Origin of the sequence: Rubritalea sp. (assembly GCF_051252225.1) — a bacterium.
GTDB lineage: Bacteria > Verrucomicrobiota > Verrucomicrobiia > Verrucomicrobiales > Akkermansiaceae > Rubritalea.
This window is the reverse complement of sequence record NZ_JBPOGE010000003.1, coordinates 37,407-54,000: the sequence shown is the minus strand read 5'-3', so window position 1 is coordinate 54,000 and position 16,594 is coordinate 37,407. Positions and strand designations below refer to the sequence as shown.

At 48.9% G+C, this 16,594-nt stretch carries 11 protein-coding genes; 6 read left to right on the top strand and 5 right to left on the bottom strand.

The window, feature by feature from the left end; genetic code table 11:
- Window positions 1–352 precede the first annotated feature (352 nt).
- Window positions 353–916 carry a class I SAM-dependent methyltransferase gene (locus tag ACSHX2_RS04355; protein WP_435690950.1) on the top strand — a complete coding sequence of 188 codons (564 nt, stop codon included), beginning with the start codon at window positions 353–355 and terminating at the stop codon, window positions 914–916.
- Between the two features lie 87 nt (window positions 917–1,003).
- Window positions 1,004–1,732, top strand: coding sequence for a DUF481 domain-containing protein (locus ACSHX2_RS04350; RefSeq protein ID WP_435690948.1), 729 nt, complete (start codon window positions 1,004–1,006; stop codon window positions 1,730–1,732).
- An 86-nt stretch (window positions 1,733–1,818) separates the two neighbouring features.
- On the opposite strand, the gene ACSHX2_RS04345 is transcribed toward ACSHX2_RS04350, so the two are convergent.
- Window positions 1,819–5,382 carry an ATP-binding cassette domain-containing protein gene (locus tag ACSHX2_RS04345; RefSeq protein ID WP_435690946.1) on the bottom strand — a complete coding sequence of 1,188 codons (3,564 nt, stop codon included), beginning with the start codon at window positions 5,380–5,382 and terminating at the stop codon, window positions 1,819–1,821.
- A gap of 122 nt (window positions 5,383–5,504) precedes the next feature.
- On the opposite strand from ACSHX2_RS04345, the gene ftsH reads away from it, so the two are divergent.
- Window positions 5,505–7,940, top strand: a complete 2,436-nt coding sequence (gene ftsH, locus ACSHX2_RS04340) for an ATP-dependent zinc metalloprotease FtsH (RefSeq protein ID WP_435690944.1) — start codon at window positions 5,505–5,507, stop codon at window positions 7,938–7,940.
- A 113-nt stretch (window positions 7,941–8,053) separates the two neighbouring features.
- Complete coding sequence (locus ACSHX2_RS04335; RefSeq protein ID WP_435690942.1) at window positions 8,054–8,977, top strand: tetratricopeptide repeat protein; 924 nt, start codon at window positions 8,054–8,056, stop codon at window positions 8,975–8,977.
- Here ACSHX2_RS04335 and mfd read toward each other — a convergent pair.
- Window positions 8,974–12,204, bottom strand: a complete 3,231-nt coding sequence (mfd, locus tag ACSHX2_RS04330; protein ID WP_435690940.1) for a transcription-repair coupling factor — start codon at window positions 12,202–12,204, stop codon at window positions 8,974–8,976. The genes ACSHX2_RS04335 and mfd overlap by 4 nt on opposite strands.
- 79 nt (window positions 12,205–12,283) lie before the next feature.
- Between mfd and ACSHX2_RS04325 the strand changes: the two genes are divergently transcribed.
- Together ACSHX2_RS04325 and ACSHX2_RS04320 are read left to right on the top strand one after the other, a co-directional pair.
- Complete coding sequence (locus ACSHX2_RS04325; protein ID WP_435690938.1) at window positions 12,284–12,520, top strand: DUF1653 domain-containing protein; 237 nt, start codon at window positions 12,284–12,286, stop codon at window positions 12,518–12,520.
- 187 nt (window positions 12,521–12,707) lie between these two features.
- Window positions 12,708–13,388, top strand: a complete 681-nt coding sequence (locus ACSHX2_RS04320; protein WP_435690936.1) for a proprotein convertase P-domain-containing protein — start codon at window positions 12,708–12,710, stop codon at window positions 13,386–13,388.
- 848 nt (window positions 13,389–14,236) lie between these two features.
- Here ACSHX2_RS04320 and ACSHX2_RS04315 read toward each other — a convergent pair.
- From ACSHX2_RS04315 to ACSHX2_RS04305, 3 genes are all read right to left on the bottom strand, one after another.
- Window positions 14,237–15,253, bottom strand: a complete 1,017-nt coding sequence (locus ACSHX2_RS04315; protein WP_435690934.1) for a glutamine synthetase beta-grasp domain-containing protein — start codon at window positions 15,251–15,253, stop codon at window positions 14,237–14,239.
- A 119-nt stretch (window positions 15,254–15,372) separates the two neighbouring features.
- Window positions 15,373–16,185, bottom strand: coding sequence for a PP2C family protein-serine/threonine phosphatase (locus ACSHX2_RS04310; RefSeq protein ID WP_435690932.1), 813 nt, complete (start codon window positions 16,183–16,185; stop codon window positions 15,373–15,375).
- On the bottom strand, window positions 16,185–16,583 hold the full coding sequence (locus tag ACSHX2_RS04305) for a serine/threonine protein phosphatase (RefSeq protein ID WP_435690930.1): 399 nt from the start codon (window positions 16,581–16,583) through the stop codon (window positions 16,185–16,187). Before ACSHX2_RS04305 ends, ACSHX2_RS04310 begins: the two co-directional genes overlap by 1 nt.
- Window positions 16,584–16,594: the final 11 nt, after the last annotated feature.

Genomic DNA, 16,594 nt, shown 5'->3' with positions numbered 1-16,594 from the left:
TGTGGTACAGTAGAGCTTCTTTCACTAGCTGATGACAGGGAGCAGTTAGAGGTGTGACCCTGCTATTGCCTATAAATACGCTATGTTGGCTAAACTCTGAATAATCCACTGGAGGAGAGAATGAGAGAACGCGCTGTTAGTTCCAGCAAATTATGAGCACTGGCGGCATGGGTGAGCTTAAGAGCTTGGCTCAGAGTGATCTGAACAGCAAGGCTTTCGGTGCTTATGAAGGGCTGTGTGCTAGGCGTTGGCGTGAAAGCATTTAGATATGCAATCAATCAGTTTTTCTAAGTAGGTTGTGTAATACAGTATGCTGTTGAATCTTGAGCGGAGCGACTTAGGCTGAGGTGAGATGTTATTAAGACCGTTAGAAATGGCACAGGAAATGGTGCGAGGGGCTGTGGAGTCAGGCGAGACGGTAGTCGATGCTACTCTGGGGAACGGTAATGATGCACTTTTTTTAGCAAAGCTCGTGGGTGAACAGGGGAAGGTGCTTGGTTTCGATGTTCAGCAGGAAGCTGTAGATGCATCTTGCTCAAAGCTCGCAGAAGCAGGGTTTTCAGGAGACGCTTTTCAATTCAACTGTGTCGGGCATGAGCTGTTAGGCGAGTTTACAGAAGGTCCGCTGGCTGCAGTAATGTTTAATCTGGGGTATTTGCCGAGGGCTGATAAAGCGGTGATTACGACAGCTGAGACGACCTTGCCAGCGCTGGAACAAGCATTGAGCTTATTACGAGTAAAAGGAGTGCTTACGGTGATGTGTTATCCAGGTCATGAGGGCGGTGGCGCTGAAGCTGAGGCGGTCTTGCAGTGGGCTAGTCACTTAGCTCGGGATGAAGCAAGGGTAATGCGTTATGGCATGTTAAATGCACCTAACTGCCCACCCTTTCTCGTTGCAGTTGAGAAGGTAAAGTAAATCCGGGTTGTCACAAATTGACGTGCAAAAGCACGTGACAATTGAAAGTTTAGTGCATATGGGCGGGTTTCATTTTTGGACGTAGATATGAATAAATTTTTAAACATTACCGCATTAAGCGGGATTATTATGGCTGTGCCAGCATTGGCTCAGGAAGAAGAGGTAGTCGATAAGACTTGGGAGAGCAGTGTTGATTTAGGTTTCAGTTTATCCAAAGGGAATACTGATAATATGCTACTTCGTCTTGGGGCCCAGACTGCGAAGAAAGACGGGGCTGACGCCTATTTTGCAAATGCTAGCTATAAGTATGGTGAAGAGGATTCTAAAGCGAATGAAGACGAAATCTTGGCTAAGGCGACTTGGAAGCATGTCTATGAAGGGAAGAATTTTTACGGTATTCGTTTTGATGCCCGGAGTGATGCATTTGCGGATATCGATTACCGTTTCTCTCTCTATGCAACCTATGGTTATTATTGGATAGATACAGAGACTACCATATTCTCAACTGAGTTGGGCTTAGGCGTTACGACCGAAGATAAAGGTCAAGGGAACTCTACTTATATCAGTGGGTTGTTTGACCAATCCTTCGAGCATAAATTTAATGAAAATGCGAAGCTCTATCAGAATTTCTCCTATTCTCCACGCATTGATAACTTCGATGATTACCGTCTTGTATTTGAGCTGGGTGTAGAAACTAAGGTTACTGAGACAATCGCCTTGAAGGTGAGCTTTGAGGACAGGTACGAGAGTGTCCCTGCAGCAGGTAAGAAGAAGAACGATCTAAATTTCATTACCGGTCTCGCTTACAAGTTTTAAGTGTTTTTTAAAACATTGAACCGAATGCCGCAATCTTCACAGGTTGCGGCATTTTCTATGAAAAGGGGAGGTCGATAGAGTTTGGGCTATCGCACTTTCCTGTTCCATCGAGTTACCACAATAGTCGCGAGAATGAGGCTAGTAATAGTGACGGCTAGCAGTACAGATTTACACCAAAACGTAGAGCTGCGCTTTTCTCCGAACCAAAATTTCCATTCTGCGAGGAAGAGCGAGCGATCTTTGTTAGAATGCATGTCCACGCGGTTCATTTCAGCGCGTCGTACTAGTAATTCAGTACGAGTATTTTGAAAGAAAGATTGTACCGGTTCGGATTCGTCGGGTTCACCAAGGTAGATGTTGAGAGATTCCAGTTCTTCAAAGCTGCCGTGAAGTGAGATGTCTGCAATTTCGTGAGAGAGGGCCGCAGCCCCTTCTTGGTCGAGAGCTTCAGCCGCGTAGAGGCGTGTAAGACCAGAAGTGAGAATACTGATGCGCTCGGCTTCGGCATCTGTTAGGTACTCGGTGTCCTCGCCTTTGTCTTCTGGGAGCACTTTTTCTTTAAGTATATCTATACGGTGTTGAATACGCCTCCGTTCTTTTTCAAATGGATTCTCGGTGGCTTGAGCCAGTACGATTCCTTCGAAAGAGTAGCGTAGGGGCATGAACATAGCAGGCACAGGTTCCGCTCCGTCATCTCGGGCTTCATCACCTCCAATGAAGAGGCCTCGATTCATTTCTCCGAATGGGACTAGCGCTCCAGCTAAGAGCAGCTGAGGAACTAGTAGCAGAGGGATAGAGGATAGAGCAGCGCGTTCACTTTTAACAATAGCGGAGATAAACATGGCGATGGCTGTGCCACAGATCGCAGTGGTGGACATCCATAGCCAGTGGGAAAACCACATCTCTTTAATCTCTAGAAAATGGTGGCCGATAGAAACGTAAATGGCACATTGTAGAGTTGCGAGTAAGCTAAGCGTGGCACATTTAGCCGTGACATACAGGCCAGTGCCATAACGAGTGTTGCGCTCCCTGCGCAGTATCGGGAGGTCACGCAGTATCTCGGTAGCACTATTTGTTAGGCCTAGGAACATCGCCACAGTTACTGAGAGAAATAGGTAGGTTACGATGTGAAGACCGGAGGAGAATGCGTAAGAGCCTTCAGCTGAAGCTCGTAGGGTGATCGCGATCAGAGCGGCCAAGAGTGGAGCTTCAAGAATAGTACAGTAGAAGGTGCCACGATTACGAAATTTGGTGAGAAATGAGCGTGAAAGATGTGCTCTGAATAAGCGGAAGTAATCCACATAGCGGCGTGGTCGTGGGACGGGAACCGGCATATTATCATCCGCACGCGGCATGTCTCCTAATTGTGTCTGCACTTGTGATGCTGACTCCGAGACTTTCTGGATCAAGCGTTGGCTCTCGAGTCGCTCTTGCCAGAATGTTGGTGGAAAACGGCGAGCAAATGAGGAAGATTCATTTGCCCCAATGGGGCCGTGGAGAGGAGTTTCTAATACGTCAAATACGAAGTCAGCGCCGTTGATAGCACTTGCGGCACAGCCGTCACGGTTGAGAGTGGGGATATGAAGCTCTTTTGCGGCAGACTCAAAGTAGCTCGACATTTCATCAGGTGTTCCGAAGAATGCGACTTTCCCTTCTTTATCTAGCAATAGGACTTTATCGAAGAGGTCGAGGACCGTAGAGCCTGGTCGGTGGAGTGATGCGATGACGATCTTATCGCGGGCTAAAGCTCTAAGTGATTCCGCTACGTGTTCGGAATCTTTAGAAGAAAGCCCTGAGATAGGTTCATCGAATAGAAAGATCTCGGCAGCTGAACCGAGGTCGAGTCCTAGGTTTAGGCGGCCACGTTCACCGCCTGAAATAGTTTTGTCTCCAGGAGAGCCAACTTTTCGATCAGCCAGAGGCTCGAGCGCTAGTTCCGCGAGGATGCTATCGACACGTCGTTTGTGCTCCGGGCTCGCGAGGTGTGGTCGGCGAATTGTACATGCGTGGGTGAGATGCTCTCGGACGGTGAGGTGAGGGTTTAGCGCTTCCTCCTGAGGCATAAATGCGATGAAGGGAGCTAGCCTAGGACGGTGACTATAGAGAGAAATACCATTGAACCTGACATGTCCTCGGTTCGGTTTGAGCTGGCCAGCTATGACAGAGAGTAAAGTAGACTTGCCACAGCCGGAGGGCCCCATAATACAGAGCATTTCACCGCGCTGGATTCTGAAATCGACACTATCGAGAGCTGTCGATGTCCGGCTAAAGCTGTGCGTGATGCCATCGAGATGGAGTTCTTTGATGACTGTACGCTCTTCGTCAATAAGGCCTTCAGAGAAGCGGCAACGTACTGCTTGGCTGGCGCTGAGTCGGATGATGGCTCCATCCATGAGGTAGGTGCCAGATCGCACTGGCTGACCGTTCATTAATAAGGTGCGCTCAGATTCAATGATCTCTAACTCTCCGACGGATGTCGCTGGGTCATACGTGATCTTGAGAGTGATTTTTCCAGCTAAGCCAGGAGCAATGAGTAGGTCACCCTTGCCGATGGCTGATGAGTCGTTTGATACTAGGCAAGTTTGTTTTTCGCGGCTGAGGCGAAAGCGGCCACCAGCTTCGAGCGCTTGATTCCGGATGCTCTCTAGCTCCACTGTGGAGCCATTCTTTAAAGTAAGTGAATCATGGAAGGTGAGCACATGCATTTGCTCAACTTCTAGAGGTAGGCCTTTGAGCGTAATTTCACTAGAGCGTATGGCGGTGACTTCCGCAGTGATTCCGAAGTCGACCCGTATAGTGGAAAGGCGAGTTCGGCTGCGCTCAGAGATCAGCCCGCCATTCGACTCGTGGAGGTATAGGGTGCGACCCTGACGGGTGCGCTTGTAATTAAGGAAAAAGCTAAGGTCGTTGTAGGAAAGCGTCCAACCTGGCAGCATTATGCGCTGGTGGGAACGCATGCGAATGATGCTGCCAGGAATGAGTGATGAACCACTGAGGAAAATGGTTTGGTCACCAGTGTTACGAATAATGATAACTTGCCCTGCTTGGTAGATCCGGAAGGCGTAGTTCTCAGGTGAGAAGGGGAGTTGGAGATCCGCTGATTCTTCGCCTGAGCAGATAAGTCGGGTGAATGGTAGCTTCTTGGTGCCATTATATCCTTCTTCTATTTCCTGAAGGATCATTTTCCCAAGACCATTACCGTCGAGTTGGTGAAAGAGGTCGAGAAAGGCTCGTCGGCCTCGGTTGCGACGCGATGAAGCATCAATGAGTAAGTAGAGTTGGAGCCCGAGCGAAACGAGCCCTTCACGGTCGAGTTGTACCGCTAGTTTGGATGCGAGAGCTGCGGTGCTGGTAGGTGCGCGCAGGGCTTTTTGTAATCGGCGAGCGAGCCAGTGGTGGTCAGCCTCTGGGAAGGCGTGGCGCAATAAATCTAGAGCGACTTCGGCCTCTGCCGTGTCGACCTGTTCATCAAGTGAAACGAATGCAGCGAAGACCTCTACTAAAGAGGCTACCATAGGGGCTCCTAGAGGAGCCTTACGGGTCCAGCCTTTTAGCATAGAGCTGGACTTGAAAATATGCGCTTTTCCTTTAGGGTCTCTAGATTGCACGAGCGGTTTCACTGACCAATATGCTGCACGTATGGAAAGCATCTGGCAAGCCGACAGAAAAAAGGATTTATTTTTCCCAAACCCGTACTAACGTCTCGCGAAGCGAGTTTGCCGAAGCCTGCAGACTTCGTGTCTTTTATCGAAAAGATTTTCCCATAACACCTATGTCAGATCAACAACCACCGAAACCATCACCAGACAATAAGCCTGCTAAAGGTGGACAATCTCCCCAAGCGAAAGGGCCAAACTGGAGAGTGATGATATTGTTCACCCTCGCTATCGGGGTGCTGGTCGCTGCTTATATGAGCACGGCGCAGAAAAAGGGTTCTGAGATTGATTTTGCAGCATTCCGCAATAGTTATGAAAAAGGCCAAGTAGTGAATCCACTGGAAATCCCAGCAGTTAAGAAGGTTCATCAAGACTCCTCCGGTAAGTCCAAAGCCGAAATTCAGAAGGCCGAGGCAGAGGTGATGAAGGAGCTGAATGTGCTGCCAACCGATCAGCTTCAGTTTGTCACAAAAGATACGAATACCTCAGGTCAGCTCAAAGGTGTGCGCGATGTCACTGAATACCGTGATCTTAGCAAGGAACCAGATTACCAGAGTTTCCGTGTGGTTCTCAATACGAACTTACAGCAGGCCGAGTATGACCGTCTTCTCAGCGATAAGAGTGTTCCTCTACAGATTGTTTCTGAAGTTTCTCAAGGTGACGATTCGGTTTCTGGGTCATTACAAGATCTACGCAAGTGGATGGCATTTGACGAAGTCATCTTTGGCGGTGAGCAAGGTCTTAAACTTTTCAAAACATCCAATAGTAATGATGCGGTGCTCGAAGGTACGCGCAAGGTGTATCCCAAGCTTGCTGATGCTAAGCCTCTTTACGAACGCTTCAAGGTCGACATCAACCTATTCAAACTTCCTGACTCAGATGTGGCACTGGTGAATAATATCGCGCGTAATAAGCAGGAAAGTAATACGATGGGATTCATTCTCATTCAGATTCTTCCCATTTTATTGATTGTCGCAGTTCTGTTCTTCCTTTTCCGCTTCCAGATGAAGAATGCAGGTAAAGGCGCTATGAGTTTTGGTAAGAGCAAGGCTAAGCTCCTATCTCAGGACAAAGGTCGCGTTACTTTCAAGGATGTCGCAGGTATCTCTGAGGCAAAAGAAGAGCTCTACGAAATCGTAGATTTCCTTAAAGCTCCTAAAAAATTCGAGAAGCTCGGAGCGAACATACCTAAAGGAGTGTTGATGATTGGCTCTCCGGGTACAGGTAAGACACTTCTAGCACGTGCTATCGCAGGTGAGGCTGAAGTGCCGTTTTTCTCTATCTCGGGTTCTGACTTCGTTGAAATGTTTGTCGGTGTGGGTGCAAGCCGTGTGCGCGATATGTTCGAGCAGGGTAAGAAGAGTGCTCCGTGTATTATCTTTATTGATGAGATCGATGCTGTCGGCCGTCACCGTGGTCAAGGCATGGGCGGTGGTAATGATGAGCGCGAACAAACGCTCAATGCTCTCCTTGTAGAGATGGACGGGTTCGATGCTCGCTCCGGTGTGATCATTATAGCAGCAACAAACCGTCCAGACGTGCTCGATCCTGCGCTTCTCCGACCTGGTCGTTTTGATCGCCAAGTTCGCGTGTCTCTTCCTGACGTCCACGGACGTGAGCAGATTCTCGGAGTGCATGCGAAAAAAATTAAGCTTTCAGGTGATGTAGACCTCAATGTTATCGCACGTGGTACTCCAGGTTTCTCCGGGGCTGAACTTGCGAACCTACTTAACGAAGCAGCACTTCTGGCTGCTCGAACAGGCAAGACTGAAGTAGGAAATGCTGAACTAGAAGAAGCACGTGATAAGGTGCGCTGGGGACGTGAGCGTCGCTCATTAGCACTTTCTGATAAGGAGAAAGAGAATACAGCCTATCACGAAGCTGGGCACGCAATTCTTAACATCATGTTAGATCATACGGACCCACTTCATAAAGTGACGATCATCCCGCGTGGACCTTCACTTGGTATGGCCATGTTCCTTCCAACAGAAGATAAGTTTAGTTATCGCCGCTTGGAGATGATTGATCAACTCTGTGTCGCCATGGGCGGCCGAGTAGCTGAGGAAATCATGTTTAACAACCCGACGAACGGAGCGATGGGGGATATCCGTCAGGCTACCAGCATGGCTCGCAGCATGGTCTGTGAGTGGGGTATGAGTGAAGAGCTCGGCATGATAGAATACAAAACTGGCGATTCTGGTGAATTCTACGGTGGAGGTAGCAAAGACTATTCCGAAGAGACAGCTAGGAAGATTGACTTCGAGATTAAGAGCTTCATCGATGGCGCCTATAAGCGTGCTATGGAGATGCTTACTGAAAATCGTGAAGCTCTGGATCTTATTGCCAAAGCTCTGCTCGAATTTGAGACACTGGATGGTAAGCAGGTTACTGATCTTCTCTATAAGGGTGAGATGAGTGATCCACCTAGCTCACCTACTCCTCCGGAGCCACCTGTGGCTCCAGAGAGCACTGATTCGAAGCCTAAAAAAGTGGCTGAAGATAAGGAAGATGGCGACCCGCTCGCTGGTGAAGTAGTCGGAGCTCCAGCCTAAGAAATAATATTCTTACTTTTCAAAACGGTCAGCCTCATAGGCTGGCCGTTTTTGTTACGTGGGACTGATGAAATTTCTTCCAAGGGCCTAACAGACGATGTATTAGGTTACTTATGTTGAAGTTGTTTTTGTGTGGAATAGTGTTTTTAGGGCTGAATCTAGCCGTAGTCTCAATAGCTCAAGAAGCAGAGCTGGGTTTTCAAGAGGTATTAACAACAGCAGAAGCTGGAGATGCTGAAGCTCAGTTTGAAGTAGGTCTTTGTTATCAGCGCGGGAAAGGTGTCGAGAAGGATGGAGATGTAGCAATCGAATGGTACAAAAAGTCAGCCGAGCAGGGATATAAAGAAGCATATTTACAGTTGGGGCGCATACATGCGCGCGATCGACCCGCTCGGACAAATCAGCTCTATGCGTTTGAGTGCTTTCAAAAAGCTTTAGGGGTGAACCCGCGGTCTTATTTTCGTTTAGCGTATTGCTATCAATACTATGAAGAAGTTCCGAGAGACTCGGATAAAGCGTTAGAACTTTTTTTGAAAGCGGCCGAGCTTGGAGATCCGGCTGCTGATTATATGTTAGGCGATTGGTATTCTTCCGGAACAGTGGTTCTGCTTTGTCGGAAGACCGCGAAGACTTACTATGATAAAGCGGCAGCAGGGGACCTTCCTAAATATACCTACCATGTCGCAACTGTTTATTTAAACGGCAGCCGAGTGCTAAAAAATCCCATTCACGCAGTAGAGCTCTATGAGCGAGCTGTAGAAAAAGGTTACAAGCCTGCTATTGTTAGGTTAGCCGAAATCTACCGAAACGGAGAGAGAGGAGTCTCTCCTAATATGAAAAGAGCGGTTGAACTTTTTACTATAGCGGCTGAGAAAAACGATGCTGATTCACAGTTGGTTCTCTGTGAACTCTCTATTAAGGGTGAAGGCGTAGAGAAGGATTTAAAAGTGGCAAAGCTTTGGGCTGAAAAAGCTTTTGATAACGGCTCTAATGATGTCCGTGAGATTTGGGATAAACACCAGCTCTGGAAATATTAGATCTGTTTGAGCAGGTCAATCGCCTCGTTGAGCTTCTTATTCGGTTCACCTTCGGTGAGGCGTGGGAAGCGGGAACTATCTAATGTGATGTAGTTGCCATTGCGGGTAAGCATGAGTCGCTGACCTTGGAGCTCGATACTAGTGATCATCGCCTTGGCGGCAGCTAGCTTGAGGGAGGTGGCTTGGAGTAGGAACTTCACCGGTTTTGGGTGGCGCCCAAATTGGTCTTTCCAGTCTACGGCAATACGCTTGAGCTCTTTTTCTGAGACTGTTTCAGCGAGCTGCTTGTAAGCGCGGATTCGCATGGTTGGTTCCGTCATGTAGGCTGCAGGAATATAGCATGGGAGATTGCCAGAGCGGTCCGAATGGGTGTACTCAGTCTCGTTGAAAGTGAGGAAGTCTGCGCGGAGTGTCACATCGATACGAGCGTGAACGTGGTTGCCGCGTAGACGGTCGACAGACTGGCGCAGCAGCTGGCAGTAGAGGTCGAAGCCTACGGCTGCGATGTGACCAGATTGCTTAGTCCCTAAAAGGTTGCCCGCACCACGAATTTCTAGATCGCGCATGGCGATTTTAAAGCCAGAGCCTAGAGCCGTATATTGCTTGATCGCGTTGATCCGTTTGCGTGCATCCCCAGAGGTTACCATTTCTCTTGGGAGTAGGAGAATGGCGTAAGCTTTTTCGCCCGCACGCCCTACGCGTCCACGAAGTTGATAGAGATCGGAGAGTCCGAAGCGGTCAGCTCGGTCGATGAGAATAGTGTTGGCATTGGGGATGTCGATACCTGACTCGATGATAGTCGTGGCTAGGAGGATGTCCGAGTCTCCATTGACGAAGTCTCGCATGACGACTTCTAACTCGTCTTTTGCCATTTGTCCGTGGCCGATGGCGATACGCGCGTCAGGAACTAGCTCGTGGAGCTTCTTCTTCATCAAGTCGATGGTTTGGACCCGATTATGAAGGAAGAAGACTTGGCCGCCACGCTTGAGTTCACGCTGGATGGCTTCTCGGATAATGCGCTCGTCATAGGCGCATATTGAGGTTTGGACAGGGACCTTGTTAGGGGGGGCAGTGTCGATAGTAGACATGTCGCGCGCGCCCATCAGTGAGAGGTAGAGAGTGCGGGGAATCGGTGTGGCGGATAGCGTGAGCATGTCGATGCCACGCATGCGTTCTTTAAACTTTTCTTTGTGGCGGACGCCGAAGCGCTGCTCCTCGTCGACAATAGCGACGCCGAGGTTCTTAAAACTAATGTCGTCTGAGACGAGTCGGTGGGTACCGATGACAATATCTACTGAGCCATCAGCTAGACCTTTGAGGGTTTCACGAATTTCATTAGGTTTCCGGAAACGGTTGAGTAGATCGATTCTGATTGGATAGTCTGACATACGCTCGCGGAAGGTCCGCCAGTGTTGCTCTGCAAGAACGGTGGTGGGAGCCATGAGACAGGCTTGCTTACCTCCAGTGACAGCCTTGAAAGCCGCTCGGATGGCGACTTCAGTTTTGCCAAAACCGACGTCGCCACAGATGAGGCGGTCCATCGGTTTGCCGTTTTCCATATCGAGTTTGGTGTCCTCGATCGCGTCTAATTGACCAGGGGTCTCAGTGAAGCGGAAAGAGTTCTCGAATTCCCACATCCACTTAGTGTCAGGTGGGTGGCCTTGGCTTTGCTCGGTTTGGCGCTCGGCTTGGATTTTTAAAAGTTGGGCAGCGTAGTCGAGGATCGACTTCTCGGCGGCACGGCGTGATTTCGCCCACTTGGCATCACCTAGCTTGGAGAGCTGTGGAGTTTTTCCACCCATTCCGACGTAGCGGGCAAGCAGGTGGGATTGGTCAATGGGGACCGAGAGAATCGCACCGTCTCGGTATTCAATATGAATTTCTTCTTCCCCATCAGAGCTTGTTTCAATGTCACTGAAGCGTCCAATACCATATTCGCTGTGGACGACGAGGTCACCCTCGTTGATGTCTTCGATGTTGGTTTGTGCTCTGGCTCGACGCTGATGGTCTAGGTGATTGGTTCGGCGTGAATGTTGGTTCTGGTAGCGACCAAAGAGTTCGGCAGAAGAGAGAACGGAGAGTTTAGCCTCAGGGAAGGTGAATCCCTGAGAGAGCTCACCGCGGCAGCATTCTATGGACTCAAAAAAGCTGTCACCCATGAGTTCGGAGAAGCGTTCTTTTTCTCCATTGTTAGCGAACACGATATGGATCTGCCAGCCGTCTTGTTTCCATTCAGCAATTTGTTGATGAAAAGCGTGTCGCTTAGACTCTTGGAGGACAAAGTCTCCTGCCTCAAACGCTCCGAGTGGGCTGCCGTGAAGCGCTGTAGAGAAGTCGGCTTCACCGTTATCTAACAATGGTGCGTCAGGCGAAAAATGGAAGAGGGCGTCTGGGTGAAGATCTTCACCTATGCTGACTATGGCATCTTGCTCTGTGAGGAAGTCTGCGAGTGTGCCAGAGGTGTCTGGGTCGCTGATGGCGAGTTCCACACTCTCGAGCTTTTTACGTGATGTCTGAGTATCGAGGTCAAAGGCGCGGATGGAGTCGATTTCGATATCGAAAAATTCGAGGCGGATGGGGTCTGGGTTTTGCCAAGTGTAGATGTCTACGATGCCACCACGTTGGGCGAATTGGCCACGGTTGTGGATTTGGCTGACTTTCTCAAAACCTTGGTCACTGAGGTCGGCGAGCAGGGTGTCGATATCGACTTCTTGGCCGAGAGAGAACTTCAATCTAGCAGACTCTAACGACTGGAGTGAGGGGGCAGGCTCGTCGAGAGTGTTAGGGGCGAGGATGACGATTTCAGGGTAATCAGCAGAGGGACAATGGCTCAGCGCGTGGAGGTCCGCGAGTCGTTCGGAGTTCGCTTCTGGGTCGGCAATTTCACTGGACTTATCTGCTTGTGAGATTTCTTTTAGAAGATGGGCTTTAACTCCCCAGAGTGCTGATTCATCAGCGATTCGTTCGCGGAGGCGCGGGAGTGGGCTGAGTAACCAGAGTCGGCCTTTTGGGTTGGCTTCGGCAAAGGGTGTAGCGAGTAGGGCTGCCAGAAAAGCTGTGGCAGCAGGCTCGACTGGGCCTAATTGTTTCGGTGCGTGTGGTGGTGCCTCCGCCAGCCAATGAGCTGGGGAGCAAAGTTTGCTCGCGTGGCTGAGGCCAGGCGCAGGTGGTGGTGATTTTTTTCTCAGGACTATTAGATTCCGTTGAAGTGAGGGGAGCAATAGCACAGTATTTACGCTCAATCAAGGATAGCTCGCTGGAGCGAATGGAGAGTTGTGATTGCTGTGTGAATTGGTAAGTAGCGCCATGCAAAGAGAATTAGAAAAAGGGAAGTACCGTCACTTTAAAGGGAATGAATACGAAGTGGTTGATACAGCCCGCTGTAGTGAAACGGATGAGAAATTTGTGATCTACCGGCCGCTTTACGATACCGATGGTGAGCTCTGGATTCGCCCGCTCGCGATGTTTTTAGAAACGATAGAGCGAGAAGGTAAGGTGATAGAGCGCTTCGAGTATATGGGCGGTAGACCTATGTCGTTGTAGTTTAAATGTCTATGGTCATATTTTTTTGGGGTTGAGATTGAATTTTTTTCATGAGGAAGAAGTTGACTTCAAACCAATGTTTGATCTATAGCTTGCCTAAGTTTAACTGTGTTACGTGCTGTTGCTGTAATGCAGTGAAACCTACCCCCATGCTCCTCCTGAGTGTGGTTCGTAAACTGCTAAAATAATGAAAAATAGACAAAAATTGCCGGGCTCATTTGTGAAAATGAGCATCGTGGGTGGTGTTGCTGTATGCTGTGTAGCAACAGCGCAAGCTGTCACCTTGACTTCAACAATTGATTACACAACTTCTAATGTAATTGTTGTTGATGATGATTCAGCTATTTCAACGCTCGCATTGTCAAACCCTGTCCCAACTGATGTGATTACAGGACTTTCAGTGACTGTTAATGTTACAGGTTCATCTGGGTCAATCAATGCGGATGGTACTTCTACTGAGAGTGGTTTAGGCGCTAATGGGTACTGGAATGAGTTATCTCTAGTTCTTACAAGTGCTGAAGGTACATCTCTTACCCTGATTGCGACCGGTACATATGATCAAGGTGTTGACACAGAGTTCGTTGTTTTCAACTTCGAGCAGGGTGGTGCTTCTCAAAGTGGTACAGTTGCTAGTGGTAGCTTTGCTCCTACTGGTGGATCATTCGCAGCCTTCAATGGTGAAGATGCTTCAGGTTTCTGGACTTTGACTATTGCTGATAGTGTGGGTGGAGATCCAAAGAGTTTGAACTCATGGACCCTCAATGTTGAGACTGGGGCTGCGGTGGTTGCTGCAATACCTGAACCAAGTAGCGCACTTCTTTCCATGCTTGGAATCGGTGTGTTAGGCCTTAGACGTAAGAGAAGCTAGTATAGCATCTACTACATTTATAAACTTTCAAAAGCGCATCAGATCTGGTGCGCTTTTTTTTTAGTCAATCTTAGGTAGTTAGATTGCTAAGCAGCGCACCCAGTGCTCGTAGTTTCGGTTTACTATTGCTCCAGCCTTAATTGTTGGAGAGGTGTGCTGATTTATAGAGCCCATTTCTCTAGCTCCTTTGGGAGTACTCCCAAATATTTTCTAAAGCTCCGAGTGTGGGTCTCATGCTCGCTGAAGCCCTAGTTGTAGTCAATTTCTGTGATGGAGAGGTGCTTTAAGTTGGGGTTTTTTGAATCTGTCAAACTGCGCTTCAGGGGTAGATCTCTGATGTAGTTTGAGATTCCTCCGAGTGGCTCAGTGATCCGGTAAGGCTGGGTTCTTGATAAGCTGAAAGTTGCACAGAGTGTTGTCGGTGATGGCTCAGGATTTACGACGTTAGTACGGATATATTTTTAATAGCCATCAAGAAAGTGGCTGAGAGGGTCTCTACGCTTACCTGTAAAATGCTGGAATACTGAGCTCGTTAGTCGTTCCAGCTCCTATTTGTTAGAGTGATAGTATATGGTTACGTAGTAAGCACATCATGGGGCGGACCTGGGGTGCCATCTTCTCGTGTTAGGGGTAGGGCTCTAGCTGTTTGCGGGGGAAGAGTATGGAGAGCTTGTCGAAGTCTCTGAGCATCCCGCCCGAGAGAATTGAGACTGAGGTTTCTTAGAAAACTTCGGGTGGATAGAAACCAGTGCCTGAATTTGCTATATTCTGTGAGTGTTCTAGTTACAAAAAAACCGACAAGGTGTGAACCCTGTCGGCTTTTATTAAAGTATCTGTCTCGCGTGAGATTATGCAGTCGGTACGGACTGGATAGTCTTGATGACGCGGGAAGCGATGAGGTACGGGTCGCCTTGTGAGTTAGGGCGGCGATCTTCAAGGTAACCTCTGTAAGCGTCATCTTTAACGAAGCTGTGCGGAACGCGGACAGATGCACCACGGTCAGCAACACCCCAAGAAAACTTGTCGATGGACTGAGTTTCGTGAAGACCTGTGAGACGCATGTCATTGTCAGGACCGTAAACAGCGATGTGCTCTTCGGTGAACTCTTCGAATGCATCCATAAGCTTGAGGAAGTATTCCTTACCACCTACTTCACGGAGGTACGTAGTAGAGAAGTTACAGTGCATGCCTGAACCATTCCAGTCGCCTTTGATTGGCTTACAGTGGTATTCCACGTCGATCTCGTACTCTTCACAAAGTCTTTCGAGAAGGAAGCGAGCCATCCACATTTCGTCAGCACAACGCTTGGAGCCTTTGCCGAAGATTTGGAATTCCCACTGACCTGCAGCAACTTCAGCATTGATGCCTTCGTGGTTGATGCCTGCCTCGAGACAGAGGTCAAGGTGTGTGTCTGAGATCTCACGACCGAGTGAACTTACGTTCTTGAAGCCAACACCACAGTAGTATTCACCTTGTGGCTCTGGGTATCCGCCGACTGGGAAGCCGATTGGACGACCGTCTTGCATGAGGAAGTACTCCTGCTCGAAGCCGAACCATGTGCCTTCGTCATCAGCGATGGTTGCACGTGAGTTAGATGGATGTGCTGAGCCGTCTGGAAGCATAACTTCACACATGACGAGTACACCGTTTAAGCGAGTTGGATCTGGATAGAGTGCGACGGGCTTGAGGACACAATCGGAATCGCCGCCTTCAGCTTGTTGTGTGGATGAGCCATCAAAGCCCCACTCAGGAAGTTCCTCAAGAGTCGGGAAAGATGTGAATTCGCGCATCATGCACTTTGTACGGAGATTTGGCACGGGTGTGTAACCGTCGAGCCAAACGTAATCTAGTCTGTATTTAGCCATAATTGTGATATGATATGTTCTGCTTTTGAGTGGTGGGGCGGTTCCCCATCCGCTTCATGCATGCAGATGAAGCATGAGCTGTGCCAAGGTTCGATGAAAAATATTCATATGGAACTTTTTTAACGAATGTCAATGACGATGAGAGTCGTATCATCCGTACCGTCATTGTCAACGGCGCGAGTGATAAGAGCGTCTGCAGCGGTACGTGTCGAGTTTGAGTTTTCGCTGAGAGCTTTGTGGATATGCTTTTCCCAGCAGCCGTCGATGATGCCATCCGAGCAGAGCATGAATCGATCCCCTTTCTGATAGGGTATGGCAGCTACAGTGGGTCGCACGCGACGGTGGCCACCGCCGATGACTTCGCAGAGCACTGAGCGTTTTGGGTCGGTGCGATACTGACGCTCATTGAGTACGCCTCGATTAAATTTTCTCCACGTGAACGAATGATCTTGGGTGATTTGGGTGGTCTCCCCATTGCGAAAAAGGTAGAGCCGCGAGTCACCTGCGTGAGCGACATAGAGGTTCTCGGGTGTAAACCAGGCGAGAGTGAGAGTGGCACCCATGCCTTTAAGTTCATCCGAGGAGGCGGCTTTTTCGTTGATTGACGCGTGGACTTCTTTGATCTGTTGTTCTAGAAGTTCTAAATAGTCTGGGTGGAAGCCTTGAGCTGCAGATTTAAACGTCTTTGGAATGAGGAAGGTGAGCGACTTTAGGATCAATGAGGAGGCTAGGTAGCCTGCATTTCCTCCGCCCATGCCATCGGACACAGCAAAGATAAGATCCTCTTTATCTAGAGGGTTGTTGGAGTTTGCTTCGAGCTCAGTCGCTCCGTCTATGCCCGCGGAAAAAACGAGGAAGGAGTCATCGTTCTTTGCTTTACGAGAGCCAGACTTAGACTGAGCAGACCAATGGAATGTCGCTGTATCACTCATTAGTCATTTGTCTTTTTTGGGTCGGGGAGGAGGGTTGCGAGTTCGAAGTCGATCACACAAAACTGCCCACTTTTCGCATCGTAAGTCACGTTGCGAGGTTCTGGGTCGTCGTGCTGCACTCCGTAATCTTTTTCTAGCTTTTTAAAAAGTGAGTCGGACTTTTTTCTGGAAATGTTTGGAGCTGGGTTACCGCAGTTTGTGGTGACTAGGTAGTTCTCTTCGAGTTTATAATCGATGAGTTTGGGGACATAGTCGCAACCACGCTCTTCTAGCTGCTCGAGGATTTTAACTTCGGTGGCGCAGCGTTTCTCGGCATCTGTGCCGCGGAAGTATTTATGAACGTGGCCGTAGTAATCGATTTTTACGAGCGAGCGGATACCGTCTTTGAGATTTCGCATGAGAAAATGAT

What these genes read in the sequence shown, in the direction of transcription:
- ACSHX2_RS04325 (WP_435690938.1), top strand. Translation starts at nt 12,284, where the DNA reads ATGCAAAGAGAATTAGAAAAAGGGAAGTACCGTCACTTTAAAGGGAAT.
- ACSHX2_RS04305 (WP_435690930.1), bottom strand. Translation starts at nt 16,583, where the DNA reads ATGCGAAATCTCAAAGACGGTATCCGCTCGCTCGTAAAAATCGATTAC.
- ACSHX2_RS04320 (WP_435690936.1), top strand. Translation starts at nt 12,708, where the DNA reads ATGAAAAATAGACAAAAATTGCCGGGCTCATTTGTGAAAATGAGCATC.
- ftsH (WP_435690944.1), top strand. Translation starts at nt 5,505, where the DNA reads ATGTCAGATCAACAACCACCGAAACCATCACCAGACAATAAGCCTGCT.
- ACSHX2_RS04310 (WP_435690932.1), bottom strand. Translation starts at nt 16,185, where the DNA reads ATGAGTGATACAGCGACATTCCATTGGTCTGCTCAGTCTAAGTCTGGC.
- ACSHX2_RS04335 (WP_435690942.1), top strand. Translation starts at nt 8,054, where the DNA reads ATGTTGAAGTTGTTTTTGTGTGGAATAGTGTTTTTAGGGCTGAATCTA.
- ACSHX2_RS04350 (WP_435690948.1), top strand. Translation starts at nt 1,004, where the DNA reads ATGAATAAATTTTTAAACATTACCGCATTAAGCGGGATTATTATGGCT.
- ACSHX2_RS04355 (WP_435690950.1), top strand. Translation starts at nt 353, where the DNA reads ATGTTATTAAGACCGTTAGAAATGGCACAGGAAATGGTGCGAGGGGCT.
- ACSHX2_RS04345 (WP_435690946.1), bottom strand. Translation starts at nt 5,382, where the DNA reads ATGCTTTCCATACGTGCAGCATATTGGTCAGTGAAACCGCTCGTGCAA.
- ACSHX2_RS04315 (WP_435690934.1), bottom strand. Translation starts at nt 15,253, where the DNA reads ATGGCTAAATACAGACTAGATTACGTTTGGCTCGACGGTTACACACCC.